At 50.1% G+C, this 15,596-nt stretch carries 17 protein-coding genes; 8 read left to right on the top strand and 9 right to left on the bottom strand.

The genetic code is table 11. From position 1 onward, the window contains the following. Positions 1–266: 266 nt before the first annotated feature. Both EIZ48_RS25370 and gpt read left to right on the top strand, forming a co-directional pair. Positions 267–1,556: an NCS2 family permease gene (locus EIZ48_RS25370; RefSeq protein WP_160657867.1), complete on the top strand. Its 1,290-nt coding sequence runs from the start codon at positions 267–269 to the stop codon at positions 1,554–1,556. Positions 1,557–1,609: 53 nt separating this feature from the next. After that, the gene (gpt, locus tag EIZ48_RS25375; protein ID WP_075763786.1) at positions 1,610–2,068 is read left to right on the top strand and encodes a xanthine phosphoribosyltransferase; all 459 of its coding nucleotides are present in this window, start codon (positions 1,610–1,612) and stop codon (positions 2,066–2,068) included. 92 nt (positions 2,069–2,160) lie between these two features. On the opposite strand, the gene EIZ48_RS25380 is transcribed toward gpt, so the two are convergent. Further along, positions 2,161–2,460 carry a hypothetical protein gene (locus tag EIZ48_RS25380; RefSeq protein WP_160657870.1) on the bottom strand — a complete coding sequence of 100 codons (300 nt, stop codon included), beginning with the start codon at positions 2,458–2,460 and terminating at the stop codon, positions 2,161–2,163. Between the two features lie 376 nt (positions 2,461–2,836). Here EIZ48_RS25380 and frsA point away from each other — a divergent pair, with 376 nt between their 5' ends. The 4 genes from frsA (at position 2,837) to EIZ48_RS25400 (ending at position 7,289) form a co-directional block, all read left to right on the top strand. Then, positions 2,837–4,096 carry an esterase FrsA gene (frsA, locus tag EIZ48_RS25385; RefSeq protein ID WP_160657872.1) on the top strand — a complete coding sequence of 420 codons (1,260 nt, stop codon included), beginning with the start codon at positions 2,837–2,839 and terminating at the stop codon, positions 4,094–4,096. Between the two features lie 168 nt (positions 4,097–4,264). Next, complete coding sequence (gene crl, locus EIZ48_RS25390) at positions 4,265–4,669, top strand: sigma factor-binding protein Crl (protein WP_160657875.1); 405 nt, start codon at positions 4,265–4,267, stop codon at positions 4,667–4,669. A 134-nt stretch (positions 4,670–4,803) separates the two neighbouring features. Beyond that, on the top strand, positions 4,804–5,985 hold the full coding sequence (gene proB, locus EIZ48_RS25395) for a glutamate 5-kinase (RefSeq protein ID WP_160657878.1): 1,182 nt from the start codon (positions 4,804–4,806) through the stop codon (positions 5,983–5,985). A 62-nt stretch (positions 5,986–6,047) separates the two neighbouring features. Further along, on the top strand, positions 6,048–7,289 hold the full coding sequence (locus EIZ48_RS25400; RefSeq protein WP_192928736.1) for a glutamate-5-semialdehyde dehydrogenase: 1,242 nt from the start codon (positions 6,048–6,050) through the stop codon (positions 7,287–7,289). A 134-nt stretch (positions 7,290–7,423) separates the two neighbouring features. On the opposite strand, the gene EIZ48_RS25405 is transcribed toward EIZ48_RS25400, so the two are convergent. The 5 genes from EIZ48_RS25405 to EIZ48_RS25425 all read right to left on the bottom strand — a co-directional run bounded on the left by EIZ48_RS25405 (position 7,424) and on the right by EIZ48_RS25425 (position 10,754). Further along, positions 7,424–7,615, bottom strand: a complete 192-nt coding sequence (locus tag EIZ48_RS25405) for a DUF2897 family protein (protein ID WP_160657884.1) — start codon at positions 7,613–7,615, stop codon at positions 7,424–7,426. Next, positions 7,616–8,311, bottom strand: a complete 696-nt coding sequence (locus EIZ48_RS25410; RefSeq protein ID WP_160657888.1) for a M15 family metallopeptidase — start codon at positions 8,309–8,311, stop codon at positions 7,616–7,618. Further along, entirely contained in the window at positions 8,311–9,441 is a 1,131-nt protein-coding gene (gene dapE / locus EIZ48_RS25415) for a succinyl-diaminopimelate desuccinylase (RefSeq protein ID WP_075763817.1), read from the bottom strand. Before dapE ends, EIZ48_RS25410 begins: the two co-directional genes overlap by 1 nt. Before the next feature lie 14 nt (positions 9,442–9,455). Further along, positions 9,456–9,827 carry an ArsC family reductase gene (locus tag EIZ48_RS25420; protein WP_160657891.1) on the bottom strand — a complete coding sequence of 124 codons (372 nt, stop codon included), beginning with the start codon at positions 9,825–9,827 and terminating at the stop codon, positions 9,456–9,458. A 315-nt stretch (positions 9,828–10,142) separates the two neighbouring features. Further along, the gene (locus EIZ48_RS25425; RefSeq protein ID WP_160657895.1) at positions 10,143–10,754 is read right to left on the bottom strand and encodes a LysE family translocator; all 612 of its coding nucleotides are present in this window, start codon (positions 10,752–10,754) and stop codon (positions 10,143–10,145) included. Positions 10,755–11,652: 898 nt separating this feature from the next. Between EIZ48_RS25425 and ompW the strand changes: the two genes are divergently transcribed. Together ompW and EIZ48_RS25435 are read left to right on the top strand one after the other, a co-directional pair. Further along, positions 11,653–12,294 (top strand): outer membrane protein OmpW, encoded by a 642-nt coding sequence (ompW, locus tag EIZ48_RS25430; RefSeq protein ID WP_160657897.1) that lies wholly within the window; start codon positions 11,653–11,655, stop codon positions 12,292–12,294. A gap of 273 nt (positions 12,295–12,567) precedes the next feature. Next, positions 12,568–12,849 (top strand): winged helix-turn-helix domain-containing protein, encoded by a 282-nt coding sequence (locus EIZ48_RS25435; RefSeq protein ID WP_075763830.1) that lies wholly within the window; start codon positions 12,568–12,570, stop codon positions 12,847–12,849. A gap of 72 nt (positions 12,850–12,921) precedes the next feature. Here EIZ48_RS25435 and EIZ48_RS25440 read toward each other — a convergent pair whose 3' ends face one another. From EIZ48_RS25440 to narQ, 3 genes are read right to left on the bottom strand one after another with little or no spacing between them, the layout of a single operon-like run. Then, positions 12,922–13,248 (bottom strand): DUF4156 domain-containing protein, encoded by a 327-nt coding sequence (locus EIZ48_RS25440; RefSeq protein WP_160657901.1) that lies wholly within the window; start codon positions 13,246–13,248, stop codon positions 12,922–12,924. Next, entirely contained in the window at positions 13,248–13,874 is a 627-nt protein-coding gene (locus EIZ48_RS25445; RefSeq protein WP_160657904.1) for a response regulator, read from the bottom strand. The genes EIZ48_RS25440 and EIZ48_RS25445 overlap by 1 nt, the downstream gene beginning before the upstream one ends. 11 nt (positions 13,875–13,885) lie before the next feature. Further along, the gene (gene narQ, locus EIZ48_RS25450; RefSeq protein WP_160657906.1) at positions 13,886–15,580 is read right to left on the bottom strand and encodes a nitrate/nitrite two-component system sensor histidine kinase NarQ; all 1,695 of its coding nucleotides are present in this window, start codon (positions 15,578–15,580) and stop codon (positions 13,886–13,888) included. Between the last annotated feature and the right edge of the window lie 16 nt (positions 15,581–15,596).

Here is a 15,596-nt window from a genome sequence, read left to right on the forward strand (position 1 = left end):
TTTGCGTGCCAGTGAAAAAATTGAAACGGTTAAAAGATCAACATGATACAATAATGTTAAACCAATGAATCATAATGATTTTTGTGTTTTAAGGTGTCGGATGGGTTGTTTTTTTATTCGGTTAGACCCGTGTGCTACTGATAGTTGCGTTATTTTCTGGAAATTGCTTGCCAAGCGACATATAATCGCCCCCCAAAAATAGACCACGCAAACGTTTTCTATTTTAACTTTAACTAGCGCATATTATCTCCAAGGAACCGAGAGCAATGCTTGAGAAACTATTCAAACTGACAGAGCACGGTACGGATGTTCGCACCGAACTGTTGGCGGGTCTGACGACCTTCCTGACAATGGCCTACATTATTTTTGTAAACCCGACAATGCTGGCCACCACGGGGATGGACCAGGGGGCAGTCTTTGTTGCTACTTGTCTGGCAGCAATGGTCGGCTGTTTCATTATGGGCTTTGTCGCCAACTATCCGGTTGCTCAGGCTCCGGGGATGGGCTTGAATGCATTCTTTACCTATGGGGTAGTTCTTGGCATGGGACACACGTGGCAGGTTGCACTGGCGGCGGTATTCCTGTCGGGTCTGTGTTTTATTGCCCTGAGTGTGCTGCGTGTACGTGAGTGGATCATCAATGCGATTCCAATGGCTTTGCGGACCGGTATCTCGGCGGGTATTGGTTTGTTCCTGGCGTTCATTGCCCTACAGAGCTCGGGCATTGTGGTCGATAACCCGGCGACGCTGGTTCATGTTGGCGATCTGACAAGTTTCCCGGCTGTGATGGCTTCTCTGGGCTTTTTCCTGACCATTGCGCTTGTACACCGAGGTTATAAAGCTGCCGTACTGATTGCCATTCTTTCGGTAACGGCTCTGGGCGTGCTGTTTGGTGACATCAGCTATGGTGGCGTCGTGTCGGCACCCCCAAGCATAGCACCGACCTTTATGCAGATGGATTTCAGCGGTGCACTTGAAGTGGGCCTGATTTCTGTTGTGTTTGCCTTCCTGTTTGTCGACCTGTTCGATACCGCAGGTACCTTGGTAGGCGTGGCGACCAAAGCAGAACTGATGGATAAAGACGGCAAACTGCCGCGTCTGAATCGCGCGTTGTTGGCTGATAGTACGGCAACATCGGTGGGCGCGGTATTGGGTACGTCGAATACGACATCATTTGTCGAGAGCGTGTCAGGAGTGGCTGTGGGCGGCCGTACCGGGTTAACTGCAGTGACTGTCGGCGTATTGTTCTTCCTGGCGTTGTTCTTTTCGCCATTGGCAGGTATGGTTCCAGCTTATGCGACTGCCGGTGCGTTGTTCTATGTAGCCATTCTGATGATGTCAGGTTTGGTCAGCGTAGATTGGCGCGACTTAACAGAAGCGGCACCTGTGGTTGTCGTTTGCCTGTTAATGCCGTTAACATACTCCATCGCTGAAGGTATCGGCCTTGGCTTTATCACTTATGCTGCTGTTAAGGTTATGAGTGGCAAGGGAAGAGATGTAAATATTAGCGTATGGGTTATTGCTGCCCTGTTTCTCGCTAAAATTATCTTCTTATAACAGTTTATAAATATATCCAGCGACAATATCGCTGATTCAGAGGTTCATCGGATATGAGTAATAAGTTCATCATCACCTGGGATAACATGCAAATGTACACTCGTCAGCTGGCAGAGAAACTGCTTCCTGCTGATCAGTGGAAAGGTATTATTGCTGTTAGCCGCGGTGGTTTGGTTCCTTCAGCGATTTTGGCCCGTGAGCTTGGCATCCGTCACGTTGATACGGTATGTATCTCGAGCTACGACCACGATCACCAGCGTGAAATGAAAGTGTTGAAGCAGGCCGAAGGTGATGGTGAAGGCTTCATTGTTGTGGATGACCTGGTAGATACAGGCGGTACTGCCGAGATGATCCGCGCAATGTATCCGAAAGCCAAGTTTGTCACTGTTTGTGCCAAGCCTGCCGGTAAGCACCTGGTTGATGACTACGTAGTGGATATTGCTCAGGACACATGGATTGAGCAGCCATGGGACATGGCCGTTACGTTTGTAGACCCGATTGCCAAGCAATAGTTGCCGGTCGATGAATGACTAAAAGGAGCCGCGGAGGCTCCTTTTTTGTTTGCGATCGCAACCGTGGGCATTCAGCCCTGATGGAAAGACGGTTAACGCATAGCTCTTATGTCAGAAAGAGACTCGCCGTTGGGCTTGTTGCGATAGAAATTATTGTAGTTGATAAGGTCGATCATATCGTGACCGGTCAACTTACACTTTCTGTCTAGTTTGGTTTGGTAAGAGCCTGGGATTTGTTCGCCTGAGCCATCGAGACAGACGGCTATTTTGGCATTGACGGCACCGGACGCTGCTCCAGGATTACCGCCTAAAGACCCGCCGTTACCACCACCGTTTGAAGCAAGTACTGAGCTGGAAAGAAGTAACAGACTTATACCGAGTATTTTTTTCATACACCAACCACCGTATAAAATACTAACAGTATTATCAGCATAGCTCAGGATAGGAAATCAGCCGGAGATCTGGCAAAAAGTGACGTTTCCACCTTATTTATTCTCATTGTTGCGTCAAAGTAAGCGAATTAATTCAATGTAGCATTCATGATTTTGTCATCCGAGCCAGATACTTGCAGGTAAATGGTTGGAGGAGGTTTTGCCATCTTTTTGTTTTTGCGCGCACACTGCAATTGACTGATGGGTGGTATACTTTGGGTATCAATGTCATTGCGTATGCCGATGATTGCTTCTCGGTGGAGGCGTTTTCTCCTGAGGAAAAGGAGCGCCAAATGAGTCGTTGCGCATAGAAAGAATTCGAACAATGGAGCTTACCGTGTCTGAACCCTCTAAAACTAACTTATCCGAAAAGCTGTTTGCACCACGGCAAACCTCGAAAGAGACCTCTAGCCTGGTTAAGCTGGCTCATGTCGCCTCTAAGCCAATGCATAACGCGATCGATGGTGACAGTGAGGCAGGGTGGTATCGGATCTTAAGGCGTCCGCAATGGGCATGGCAGGGAATCGACCCGATAGAAATGGAGGCGATTCTTGCGCGGATGGCAAACTCCGAGGCCCAGCGAACCGATGACGAGCTGCTCGATACCGTGGTTGGCTACAAGCCCGGTAACTGGATTTATGAGTGGAGTCAGTCTGGCGCCATGTACCATAAGACTGCCCGGGAGCTGGTTAAGGCGGATAAGAAAGACAAAGCGGGACAGGTGCTGCTGACTGCCAGTATGTACTACAGTATCGCGGCTTACCCTCACCTGAAAGGGGATACACTTGCGGCGCAGGCAGAGCTCCAGGCGAACCAGACCTATCGTGAAGCCATGGAGTATATGCCTCATAAAATGAAAACGATCGATGTCAAATACGAAGGCAAGACGTTCCAGGCATTCATTCATCTGCCTTGCACCGATAAACTGCTGCCAACCGTGATTGTCAGCGGCGGGCTGGACACCCTTCAGTCAGACTTGTGGCGCCTCTACCATGATTATCTCGGACCGGCCGGCTTTGCGATGGTTACTTTGGACATGCCGTCTGTCGGTCACAGCGCGGCCTGGGCACTGACGGAAGATACCAGTCGATTACATCAGGCATTGTTACAGCAAATTCGCGATGTGCCTTGGGTCGACCATAACCGTGTTGCCATGCTGGGGTTGCGCTTCGGGGGCAATGCTGCTATCCGCCTTGGGTTTATTGAACCAACCCGATTGAAAACCTGCATCAGCCTTGGCGGGGCAATACACAGTGTATTGGCTGATCCCAAGCGGCTAGATGCGATGCCGCGGATGTACCTCGACATGATTGCCTCGCGAATGGGTAAAAGGGGAGTATCCCGGACCAGCCTGACTTCTCACCTTCCCGCCTGGTCGCTCAAGCAGCAGGGTTTGCTGGGGCGCCGTAAGACTGAAGTGCCGATGCTGGGGATCAGCCTGAAAAATGATCCTGTTTGTACCGACTTCGATAACCAGCTTATTGCGATGTCCAGCCGGGGCGGCAAGGCGATAACGCTTCCGGAAAAACCCCTTCACGACGGCTATCACCGAGCCTTGGAAACCGTGGTGGACTGGTTGAAAGAGAAACTCGCCTGAGGACTGCGTTCTCAGTCGTGCTATTGTAAATAAAATGTTGCTATCTCTTGGCTTTATGGCTTAAATGGAATAACGAGTGGCAGAAGCTGGGTCGTGATGAGCCCAGGCTTCTGTCTGGCACCCGATGGATGCTGTTATTGTGTTATTGACTATGGATGGAGATACGCTATGACGACTACAACAACATTTCCGCCACATGGGCGCTTGATGACGAAGCTTACTGCACTGGGCCCCTATCTGCGCCAGCAACAGTCTTCTGAGGGCCAGTTCTTTTTTGACTGCCTTGCCAGTTGTATCAGTGCCAAGAAAGAGCCGGAAGAGCGCGAGTTCTGGGGCTGGTGGCTGATCCTGACGGCCACTGAGACAGGTTTTGAATACCACTATTTCTTTGGCCGCTATGACAGTCGCGGTGAATGGCAGAGAGAAAACGTACCTGCCAAGCATGAGCAGGCCGTACTCCAGACTCTCGACGACTTTTATCCGAAATTAACAGGTTTGCTGCAAGATGAGTTCAAACTGACAGTAACTGCAGCTAGCGAGCTTGAAGAAGCAGAGCTGGGCACGGTTGCCTGATTGTGCATCAAACAGATTATCTGTAGCCAGATGAAAGAATAATGCGCTTTTATAGCGCATTTTTCTTGTGATCTAGCAAGGGGATTGATAAAACATCTGAATATAAATTTATTCATCACAATTGTTTAATCCCAATGGCAGATACTAAACATTCGAACGCTACAGAGCAGAACCTCGCGGGTGCTCACTCTTCAACAGAGACCCCGGCGGTTAGACAATCTCAGACCATCGTCGTCAAGCTGGGCACCAGCGTACTGACCGGCGGAACGTTGCAGCTTGATCGGGCCCATATGGTGGAACTGGTTCGACAGTGCGCATCGCTGCGCCGCCAGGGGCACAAGGTCATCATGGTGACGTCTGGTGCAATTGCAGCAGGGCGTGAGCACCTGGGGTATCCCGAGCTCCCCAAAACGATGGCGAGCAAGCAGCTGCTGGCGGCGGTCGGTCAGAGTCGTTTGATTCAGGAGTGGGAGAGTCTGTTTGGTATCTATGGCCTGCATGTCGGGCAGATGCTGCTGACACGGGCCGATCTTGATGACCGGGAGCGCTACCTCAATGCCCGCGATATGATCGTGGCGCTGCTGGATAACGGTATTATTCCTGTCGTCAACGAAAATGATGCGGTTGCAACCACTGAAATCAAAGTCGGTGATAACGACAACCTGTCGGCATTGGTTGGTATTCTGGCCAGTGCAGACAAGTTGCTGCTGCTGACCGATCAACCGGGGCTGTTTACCGCCGATCCGCGCAACAATCCGGATGCGGAGCTGATCCGTGAAGTCCATACTATCGATGAAACACTGCACAAGTTAGCTGGCGGTAGTGTGGGTGGCCTGGGTACCGGCGGAATGGCGACCAAGCTGCAGGCGGCCGACGTTGCCCGCCGGGCCGGTATCGAAGTGATTATTGCTGCAGGCAGCCGGCCTGATGTGATCGCGGATCTGGTCAGGGGGGAATCGGTAGGAACCCGTTTTCTGCCGCTGGAATCGCCGCTGGAGAGCCGGAAGCGCTGGATCCTGGCAGGGCCTCCGCCGGCCGGGGACATTGTGATCGATGACGGCGCAGCCATTGCAGTACAACAGCGTGGCAGTAGCTTGCTGTCTAAAGGTATCACGGAAGTCAAAGGGCAGTTTGAGCGCGGGGAAGTTACCCGGATTTTTAATACCAAGGGTGTGTTGTTGGCACGTGGTATCTGTCGTTACTCAAGCAAAGATATGGCGAAAATTGCCGGAAAGCACAGTCAGGATATTTATCAGGTCCTGGGCTACGAATACGGTCCGGTTGCCGTACACCGCGATGATCTGGTGGTGATCTGATCGCGTATGGCGACGTACTGACAATATTTTGATGATAGGGGAAGAGTGTGGATCTTGAGATTATGGGTAAAGCTGCCCAACAGGCAGCTTTCGAACTTGCTACTGCAGCGACAAAGCAGAAAAATCAGGCGCTGGCGATCATTGCCGACGAACTGGAAGCCAATAGTGATGCAATACTGGCAGCAAATGCCAAGGATATTGCTGCGGCACGTGAAGCGGGTATGTCTGATGCCTTGGTTGATCGCCTGCTGCTAAACACAGAGCGCCTGGCCGGTATTGCCGGTGATGTGCGCAATGTGATCAGCTTAGATGATCCGGTAGGTGCAGAGCTTGATAGCAGGGTGCTGGAAAATGGCATGCGCCTGAGCCGTCGCCGTGTACCGCTGGGCGTGGTGGGTGTCATTTACGAAGCGCGCCCGAACGTGACGATTGATATTGCGGCGCTGTGTCTGAAAACCGGTAATGCCAGTATCTTGCGTGGCGGCCGAGAAACCTTCCATTCTAATATGGAGTTGGTGAAAGTGATCCAGGTAGCCCTCGAGAAAGCAGGCCTGCCGGCGGCATCGGTGCAGTATATTGAAAAACCGGATCGCGAGCTGGTATCAAAGCTGCTCAAACTCGATCAGTATGTCGATATGATTATCCCGCGTGGTGGTGCCGGGCTGCACAAGATGTGCAAGGAAAACAGCACTATCCCCGTGATCATCGGTGGCTTCGGGATCAGCCATGTCTTTGTCGACAAGACAGCAGATTTGGCCCGGGCACTGGATGTGGTGGAAAACTCAAAAGTACAGCGTCCTTCAGCCTGTAATGCGCTGGATACGCTGCTGGTCAGCGAAGACATTGCCGAGGCGTTTCTACCTCGTCTTGCCGAGCGTATGAACCACAATAAGGTCGCTTTGGTGGCCGACGAAGCCAGCTTTGCATTACTGGAAGGCAAGGCGGCAGAGCTGCGTAAGGTGGCGGACGGTGACTTTGATACCGAGTGGCTGAGCTTTACCCTCGGGGTGAAAGTAGTCAAAGACGTTGATGAGGCCATTGCTCATATGCGCAAGCATAATGCCAGCCACTCAGATGCGATCCTGACCAATGACATCAATGCGGCAGAACGGTTTGTCAATGCGGCGGGCTCGGCCGCGGTATATGTTAATGCCTCGACGCGCTTTACCGATGGTGCTCAGTTTGGTCTGGGGGCCGAGGTTGCTGTATCGACCCAGAAGCTTCATGCTCGTGGCCCGATGGGGCTGGAAGAGCTGACCAGCTATAAGTGGGTGGGTGTCGCCGACTACCTGGTTCGTTCCTAGCAATTTGTTCCCTCCCTTTTTTAAGGGGATGGTTAGGGTGGGGTTACACGAACCCCCTCCCGGCCTCCCCCTTTAAAAGTGGGAGGAGCTTTCTTTTGCTCAGCTCAGCTATTTCATTTCTTACCGGCCTGGCTTTACGATTGCTCGTCCTTTTTCTCTTCGTCCTTCTGCGCCTCTTCGCGCTTTTGCTTCTCGTGCAGGTATTTGATTTTGTCGCGGTAGCCAAACTTCATGTTTGCGGTGTATTTCAAGGCCGCAATGTTGCTGACAATTACGCTGACGATGATGATGCTGATAACCCAGGGGTTGAGTAGCCATTCCACCATTTAGACCTCACAGATATTCTCTATGTACTTACTATAAAGATTACCAAGGTTTGCCAAAATCTGCGACTTTCCAGCTATTTGGTTTGCGTTAAGTGTGTGGTAAAGCAATTCTGGCGTCAGCTGTTGCAGCAAGTGCCGGCTAACGGGGTAGTAGCTGATGTGCCAGGGCTCGACGGCTACCCCGTTACGGTCTTCGGCATAGGGCAGATAGAAGCCGAATTGGGCAATGTGTTCATTAAGCCAGGTACTGAATGCCGCCTGATGTCCGCCCTGGTTGTATTCCCACGGCTCAAGCTGAAGCCGGGTTCCCTCGGGCAGGCAGTTCGCCGCATAGATATCGATATCGGTTCCCCAATGATGACGGCTGGCACCGGGCAGGGCCGACCAGCGCATGATGGCATGGATTTTCTCCAGCTCCGAAAGCTGGCTGGCATCAAGGGGCTGGCTGTTGCTATCCAATAGAGGACGGGAGCCACTGAATTTGTTGTTCCAAATCAGCAGCTGACGCTCAAAGGAGCGAAAGGCACTGGCAATCTGCAAGTCAAAGCCTGCCTGATTAGCCGCCTGCTGGAGTCGGAGAAATGCCGGCAGCATATCCCGGTGCAGCAAGTGCTGCTGGTGGTCGACAAGGTGCGAGTCGGCCTGTCCGGTAAGTTGCCCGGCGCTAAGCGGCCGGGCTGGGGTTGGGTTAGTCATTAAAGTACTTTTTCCAACACTTTTTGGTACATATCGGTGAGCTTTTCGAGATCGGCCACTTTGACACACTCATTCACTTTATGAATGGTGGCATTGCATGGCCCAAGCTCGATAACCTGCGCGCCTGTCCGGGCGATAAATCGTCCGTCTGAGGTGCCGCCGGTGGTAAGCAATTCTGGTTTCTTGTGGTTAACTTCTTCGATGGCGTCGACAACTGCCTCCAGCAACGTACCGTGATCAGTCAGGAATGGGTGGCCGCTGAAAGTCCACTTCAGATCATAGTCCAATCCGTGGGCATCGAGCACCGAGTGCACTTTGCGCTTGATGTCGTCTGCCGTCAGCTCGGTACTGAAGCGGAAGTTGAACTGAACGTGAAACTCGCCGGGAATGACATTCGAGGCACCGGTACCCGCATGCAGGTTGGCGATCTGGAAGCTGGTCGGCGGGAAATAGGCATTGCCGTTGTCCCAGGTTGTGGCAGCCAGCTCCGCCAGCGCCGGCATCGCACGGTGAACCGGGTTGTCGGCAAGGTGCGGATAGGCAACATGGCCCTGGGTACCTTTGAGTGTCACATCGCCGGTGATCGAGCCTCGGCGGCCGTTTTTGACCACGTCACCCACGGCATGGGTACTGGAGGGCTCGCCGACAATGCACATGTCTATTTTCTCGTTGCGGGCTTCCAGTGTATCGATCACCCGGGTGGTGCCGTTGATAAACGGCCCTTCCTCATCGGAGGTGATCAGCAGGGCAATTGACCCTTTGTGGTCCGGGTTGTCGGCAAGAAACCGCTCGATCGCAACGACGATGCATGCCAGTGAGCCCTTCATATCAGCAGCACCGCGGCCGTGAAGGTAGCCATCAATGATTGTCGGCTCGAAAGGCGGGGTATGCCAGAGATCCGACGGCCCGGCAGGTACAACATCAGTATGACCGGCAAAGACGAACAGTGGCGCTTCCGTGCCTCGGCGTGCCCACAGGTTGGTGGTGTCTTCGAAGACCATGGTTTCGATCTTGAAGCCGAGTTTTTCAAGACGTGCAATCATCACGTCCTGGCAGCCTGCATCTTCCGGGGTGACCGAAATTCGGCTGATAAAGTCTTTCGCCAGGGCGATAACCGGGCTATCTGACATCCTTGTATCCTTAACTATTTTTCTGCAAGTGAAGATTGGAAAATTTCCTGATACTGGGCTGGCTTGAATCCCAGATGGTAGGATTCATTGTGAACAAGCAGCGGGCGCTTGATCATCGCCGGGTACTCCAGCATCAGGGTAAGAGCAGTTTCACGGTTCAGTCCGGCCTTTTGCTCGTCACTGAGCTGGCGGTAGGTTGTACCGCGTTTGTTCACCATCGCCTCCCAGCCAAGCTGGGCCTCAAATGCTTCTAGCATCGCTTGGTCCAGGCCGTCTGTGCGGTAGTCGTGAAAGCGGTATTCGATGTTTTCTGCTTCCAACCATTTTTTCATTTTTTTGATGGTATCGCAGTTCTTAATGCCGTATGTAACTGTACAGTTTGACATCTTAAAATAATCCTAATGTTGTTCTGACTTTTAAACATGAAGATAACCGTGATGTAGGTCAAATGTCTACAGGCGGTGAGCAGTCAGATGAAGATTGGTGAAAACTATTTAGTGAACATGCCACAGCAACACAAAACGAAGATATCAAAAGCTGGTTTGGCATTAGAAAAACACCGATAACCTTGGGTAGGTTATCGGTATCTATTAATTAATTATTGTCCGGTGAATTACAATTTGTATATTGCTATATCGATACCAATCAAAAAACATAGGCAGCCAAGGTAAAAACAGATTTTCGCAAACATAACTGCTCTCCTAAACCGTTAGAATTTTTACAGCTAGACCAATCAACACAACACCCGACAAGCGATCAATGAGTACCGCGTGTTTGCGTAAGCGTTCCATTGTGTTAGGGAGTGATAGGAAACAAGCAATCAATGAATACCAAACAGCATCAAGGATTACCGGCAACAGGACAATGATCAAACGTCCCGTGAAGTTGTCAGCGTATCCAACGAATTGACTGAACAGTGCTAAAAAGAAGATGATAATCTTTGGGTTTAGTAAAGAGATAAGGAAGCCGTCACGAGCTGACTCAAATAGGGTACATTCCTTACCTGCTGTAATTCTATCAGACAGTCCACCCATAGAACGTAAAGAACAGTACCCTAAATACGCTAGGTAGCCTGCGCCAGCATATGATATTAAGTTAAAGAATACCGGAGAGCTCTTTAGGGTTAGTGCAAGCCCCGCTAGTGAGAGTGCCGCGTATATCCCCACCCCAACAGCGTGAGAGCAAGCGGTTATTACACCATGTAGCCTGCCACCAGCTAGTGTGTTGCGTGATACCATGATAACGGATTGTCCCGGCGTCATTGTACCGAGTAACGTCACGATGAAAAGTGACGCGAATACTGAAAGGGTCATTTTAACCTCTAACTTATTGAATGTATGAAATTTTGATATAACTTGGTCTTTGATTAGACCGCTACCAAGGTACGTTCAATAGGTTATTGTGTGTCGCAGCGTGTGCGACTGAGGCTTTAAATCGTTTCATCAAGCAGAACTATGCACAATTGAGATCTGTTTTTCTAGTATTATTTCATCTATTGGATATCGTTCACTGCCTATCTTGATTCATTCAAGGTAAACTTCCGTACGTCATTGCGAACCTGCTCTTCAAACTCGCCCCAATCATACACAGCTAGTCACGTTCCTACGTGATGACTCCAAGTTGCTGTCTTCTATACGTAACGGTAATTTTAAGGCGTTACGAATTCATCTCGCGTGCAGAGCAGATAAATCTAAAGACTGGCCTTGTTACAGGTATCAATGGCAACTAGCTATGGATGATTTTGGCGTATCAACAGAAAGTAATAAAAAGAATTGAGATCACGATGCACCAAAATGCCTGGGTCATAACAAATACCGATTAGTTAAGGCGGCAATTACCAAATGCGTTGATGGTATTGAGTGTAGAACGCATGAGCCGATAAGACTAAGCTGCTCATGGATATTTGTTATTGAAAAATAAGTGTTTTATCGATGCTGTGAATGCTTGTGAATACATTAATTCAGTGGCGGTTTTGCGAGGCATGATGCATATAACGTGTCACAAAAGTAACATTTTGCGGAGAAAAATGTGTTAGGAAAAATCCCTCTTTGGGGTTATTGATCTGTATCAAAAGTTAATTGTTGTTGTTAATTTTTGTAAATTGATTTCAATCAATAACCCGTTGTTTCAAAGTGGTTACATTCTGCTCCGTTCTTAACAGAAAGCCCAATATCCCTCAGCCGGGATTCAAAAGGAATGGAGTCAATAATAATGAAAAAGACTGTTTGTGCTTTAGCTGTACTCGCTACTTTATCTGTTGCCCCTCAGGCGCTGGCCCACAAGAAAGGTGATTTTCTGGTGCGTGCAGGTGCTGCCTCTGTAATGCCTAATGAAAGCAGTGATAACGTACTGGGTTCGCTGGGCGAGTTTGGTATTGATTCAAATATTCAGCTTGGCCTGACATTTGGTTATATGGTTACCGACAACATCAGTGTCGAACTTCTTGCGGCGACACCGTTTAGTCATAAGGTGTCTCTGAACGGTATCGGCGATATTGCCGAAGTCGAGCACCTGCCGCCAACGCTGATGCTTCAGTATTACTTTATGGAGAGCACCAGCAAGTGGCGTCCTTACGTCGGTGCAGGTCTTAACTACACGACTTTCTTTAACGAAGAATTCAACTCGACTGGCAAGAGTGCCAAGCTGAGCGATTTGTCACTGGATGATTCCTGGGGCCTGGCGGCAAACGTCGGTATTGATTATCAGCTAAAAGATGATTGGTTCCTGGGCGTCTCTGTCTGGTATGCCGATATCGGTACCGATGTGAACTTCAAGGCGGACGGTGCGCAGCAGTCTGTGAAAACTGACATCGATCCTTGGATCATTATGGTGTCGGCCGGATATTCCTTCTAGTGGGATAGGGATACAGCCATGGCGCCTTTGCCGTTCCTGCTATGTTCGGGATGAATCGAACCAAGTCGGAACAATTTTGTTACAACTTGTTGAAAATAAAAAGTTTGTTAGCAAATCAAAGGCGCCGTTTTCTGGCTGGAATTACGCAATATTTGAGAACTTGGTCACTGAATTGTACTTGTAGTGACCATAAATCTAATAGCTCCTTGATCAAACTCAACATCCAATTCGCCAAAGTCGGAATAATGAAGCCTCAAAATTATGGAGGTCTCAATGGAATTGAATCCGGTTTTTGCCCGTCGTCTTTACTTAGCGCTTCTTGTTGAACAGCTTGAACGCCCTAATGTTCCTAAACTCATTGAAATTACTGGCTGGCCGCGTCGTACTATTCAGGATGTATTAAAAGCCCTGCCGGGTTTTGGCATTGAGTTAGCATTTGTACAAGATGGTAAGCGCCATAATGATGGCTATTACCAATTAAGTGACTGGGGACCGTTTGACTTGCAATGGGTTGAAGCGAGAGAGCAGGACATCATTACATCCGTTTCCAGCTAATAATAAACCGCTATTCTGCGGATTATTATCATGTCTTACTTTCAGTTAACAATCTGAAACCGCTGGCTATGGCTAGGGGCAATCGTAGGCATTGCCCAATAGTGTAACCGAGGTGCCGAAAGCTTGTGGGTGATAAAGATCCACAGTATTGGCACCACGCTGCACGGCCTGGTTTTTCAGATCGTTCAGGGCACCCTTTGTCAGTGCCCGGTTGCTGATAAACCAATATGAATACCAATGCCCTTCTGAGCCGATTACCGTTCCCTTATCGGTGCAAGTCTCGAGCTGTTCTGATGCATTCCAGCGTATACGTATACTCTCGCTATGGGCATGAGGGCGCGTAGTCTCACAACCTGCTAGCAGTAACAGGATAAGTCCGACACCACGCCGAAATAGCATTATTGGCCCTGATACTCAAGGTACAGCACTGTGGCAGCCGTACGTGATTTTACTTGCAGCTTTTTCAGCAGGCTCTTCATATGCACTTTGACTGTCGCTTCCGAAATATACAACGAGTCGGCGATCTGCTTGTTGCGATACCCTTTTGCCACTTCTTTCAATATTTGCATTTCCCGATCTGTAAGTGAGTTTAACAACGAGTCTTGCTCTGAGTTGTCTTCCAGGTATTCTCGTACCAGATCACTGTAGGCCTTGCCGCCGCACAGCGCTTGTTTTAGCAGTTCAATCAGCTGCTCTGGCTCGGTATCTTTGAGCAGGTAGCCGTCGGCACCGGCCTGGATCAGCGCCTTGACATCCGAGCGGCTGTCGGACACGGTGAGAACGACAATGCTGGCGTGGATCCCCTCGGCACGCATGGCGTTCAGTGTATCGAGCCCTGACATCCCCTTCATGTTCAGGTCGAGCAGAATAAGATCGGGCTCTTTTTCGCTGGCTAGCAAAACAGCATCGGCCCCGTTGCTGGCTTCACCTACAATTTCAAAATCTGGTTCAAAACTAAGTAACTGGCTGATCCCCCGTCGCATTAGCGGGTGATCGTCCACAATCATTATCTTCCAACATGTCATAGTTATAATCCTTAAGACTCAAGCGAAAAGCTCAAGGCGACCTCACAGCCGGAGCCTTGGGTTGTATTAATTGTCAGTTCACCATTCAGGCGTGATGCCCGCTCTGTCATTATCGCCAGACCATAGTGATTGAGTTTTTCGTTGGCAGGGTCAAAGCCCTCTCCGTCGTCGTTGATCTTGATGTTAACGTGTTCGCCGTCCTGATTACAGGAAACGATGATCTCGTCTGCTTGTGCATGCTTGATTGCGTTGAGTACAGCTTCCCTGATTAACTGCAGCAAGTGTACCTGATGGTGTGCATCCAAATTCAACGACGATAAGTTGTTGTCTACAATGAGCATAGCATCTGTTTGCTCATCAAGCGGCTTGAGCATCTCAACTAATGCTTCTCCAAAATTTGCTTCTTTGATTGTCAGCCTGAACGTGCTGAGTAACTCCCGCAACTGGGTATAGGCACCAGACAGGCCGCTATCAATATCCGATATGATCTGCATGGCACTCTCGGTCTCGTTCTTGCCTAGCTGCCTTTTAAGCAGTGTGATCTGAATTTTAAGATAAGACAATGACTGGGCCAGTGAATCGTGAAGCTCGCGGGCAATGGTTGCCCGTTCTTCCATTAGCAATAATTGTTCAGCCTGTTTCTGGGCCCGGTTGTAGTAAATCCCCCGGGCAAGGGTGCGGGCGATGTTGTCGATCAGGTTTTTATCCGGGCAGGGCAGGGTATATTGCCACCACAGCTGGCCGAGCACTTGGCCGTCCAGCTCCAGATCCTGGTAGTGCCACTGCTGTTGCTCTGATGGTTTGCCCGTTGTTATCTCGGTATTGATGCCGTTGTTTTCGTCGATGACCAGCTTGGTTGCCGTCAGCCCTTCGATTTCAATCAGGGTATCGAGCATCGCCGAGAAATTCTGTGATGACAGGCGGCTGACAGAGAGTTCCTGGGAACAGTTATAGAGCACCTGCAACGATTCGTTGGCATGGCGCAGGCGACGGGTTTTCTCATCCACCGACTTTTCAAGTCCCCGGTACAGCTTGCCGAGATCGGCGGCCATTTTGGAAAAGGTACCCGCCAGAATGCCGAGTTCGTTATCACTTTTTACGTCCAGGCTGATATCAAAGTGGCCGTTTTGAATTTGTTTGCTGGCACCGACCAGCTGGTTGAGCGGTGAGACGACTTTTCGCTGGGTGAAGTGAATAGTAAACAGCGCGACAATCAGGATCAGGCTGAGTCCTATCCCGCCAGCGATGGACAGTACCTGAAGTTTGATAACAGAAAATTCTTGTAGCTCGAAGACAAATCGGTCGATCCTGTCGACAAAATTGGCAACTTCGTCGAGAAAAAGGTGCTTTTCGCCATCATTGAGCAAGGGGTGCAGGTTTTCCCAGCGACCGATGAGATTGTAGTAGTGGACTTTGATATCGGTCGGGACGGTCCAATGCTCCAGGGCAGCCATCGAGGGCGAGAACAGTGACTGTTCGAACTGGTCGAGATGTTCCGAGAACTGCGAGGAGCCGGTCTGGATGTCATAGGCCAGACGGTAGCTCTGCATCCGGAGTGAACCGGATACGTTGACGGCCTCGGCATCGTTGAGGCTGGATGCCAGCGTCAAGAGGGCAAAGCTGGTGGTCATTACAGACAGCAGCAGGATCGCCAGCATGGCACGGGCAATGGTGGTGGTGACGGGCTTGAGCGGCCGATTTCGCACTGAAATTCCTTTCTAA

Source organism: Photobacterium alginatilyticum (assembly GCF_009910675.1).
In the GTDB taxonomy this organism is placed as follows: domain Bacteria; phylum Pseudomonadota; class Gammaproteobacteria; order Enterobacterales; family Vibrionaceae; genus Photobacterium; species Photobacterium alginatilyticum.

Coding starts and splice junctions, on each gene's coding strand:
- EIZ48_RS25425 (WP_160657895.1), bottom strand. CDS start 10,754: ATGACCCTTTCAGTATTCGCGTCACTTTTCATCGTGACGTTACTCGGT.
- proB (WP_160657878.1), top strand. CDS start 4,804: ATGGCAGATACTAAACATTCGAACGCTACAGAGCAGAACCTCGCGGGT.
- EIZ48_RS25400 (WP_192928736.1), top strand. CDS start 6,048: ATGGGTAAAGCTGCCCAACAGGCAGCTTTCGAACTTGCTACTGCAGCG.
- ompW (WP_160657897.1), top strand. CDS start 11,653: ATGAAAAAGACTGTTTGTGCTTTAGCTGTACTCGCTACTTTATCTGTT.
- dapE (WP_075763817.1), bottom strand. CDS start 9,441: ATGTCAGATAGCCCGGTTATCGCCCTGGCGAAAGACTTTATCAGCCGA.
- EIZ48_RS25370 (WP_160657867.1), top strand. CDS start 267: ATGCTTGAGAAACTATTCAAACTGACAGAGCACGGTACGGATGTTCGC.
- gpt (WP_075763786.1), top strand. CDS start 1,610: ATGAGTAATAAGTTCATCATCACCTGGGATAACATGCAAATGTACACT.
- EIZ48_RS25420 (WP_160657891.1), bottom strand. CDS start 9,827: ATGTCAAACTGTACAGTTACATACGGCATTAAGAACTGCGATACCATC.
- EIZ48_RS25435 (WP_075763830.1), top strand. CDS start 12,568: ATGGAATTGAATCCGGTTTTTGCCCGTCGTCTTTACTTAGCGCTTCTT.
- EIZ48_RS25440 (WP_160657901.1), bottom strand. CDS start 13,248: ATGCTATTTCGGCGTGGTGTCGGACTTATCCTGTTACTGCTAGCAGGT.
- EIZ48_RS25380 (WP_160657870.1), bottom strand. CDS start 2,460: ATGAAAAAAATACTCGGTATAAGTCTGTTACTTCTTTCCAGCTCAGTA.
- EIZ48_RS25410 (WP_160657888.1), bottom strand. CDS start 8,311: ATGACTAACCCAACCCCAGCCCGGCCGCTTAGCGCCGGGCAACTTACC.
- EIZ48_RS25405 (WP_160657884.1), bottom strand. CDS start 7,615: ATGGTGGAATGGCTACTCAACCCCTGGGTTATCAGCATCATCATCGTC.
- crl (WP_160657875.1), top strand. CDS start 4,265: ATGACGACTACAACAACATTTCCGCCACATGGGCGCTTGATGACGAAG.
- EIZ48_RS25445 (WP_160657904.1), bottom strand. CDS start 13,874: ATGACATGTTGGAAGATAATGATTGTGGACGATCACCCGCTAATGCGA.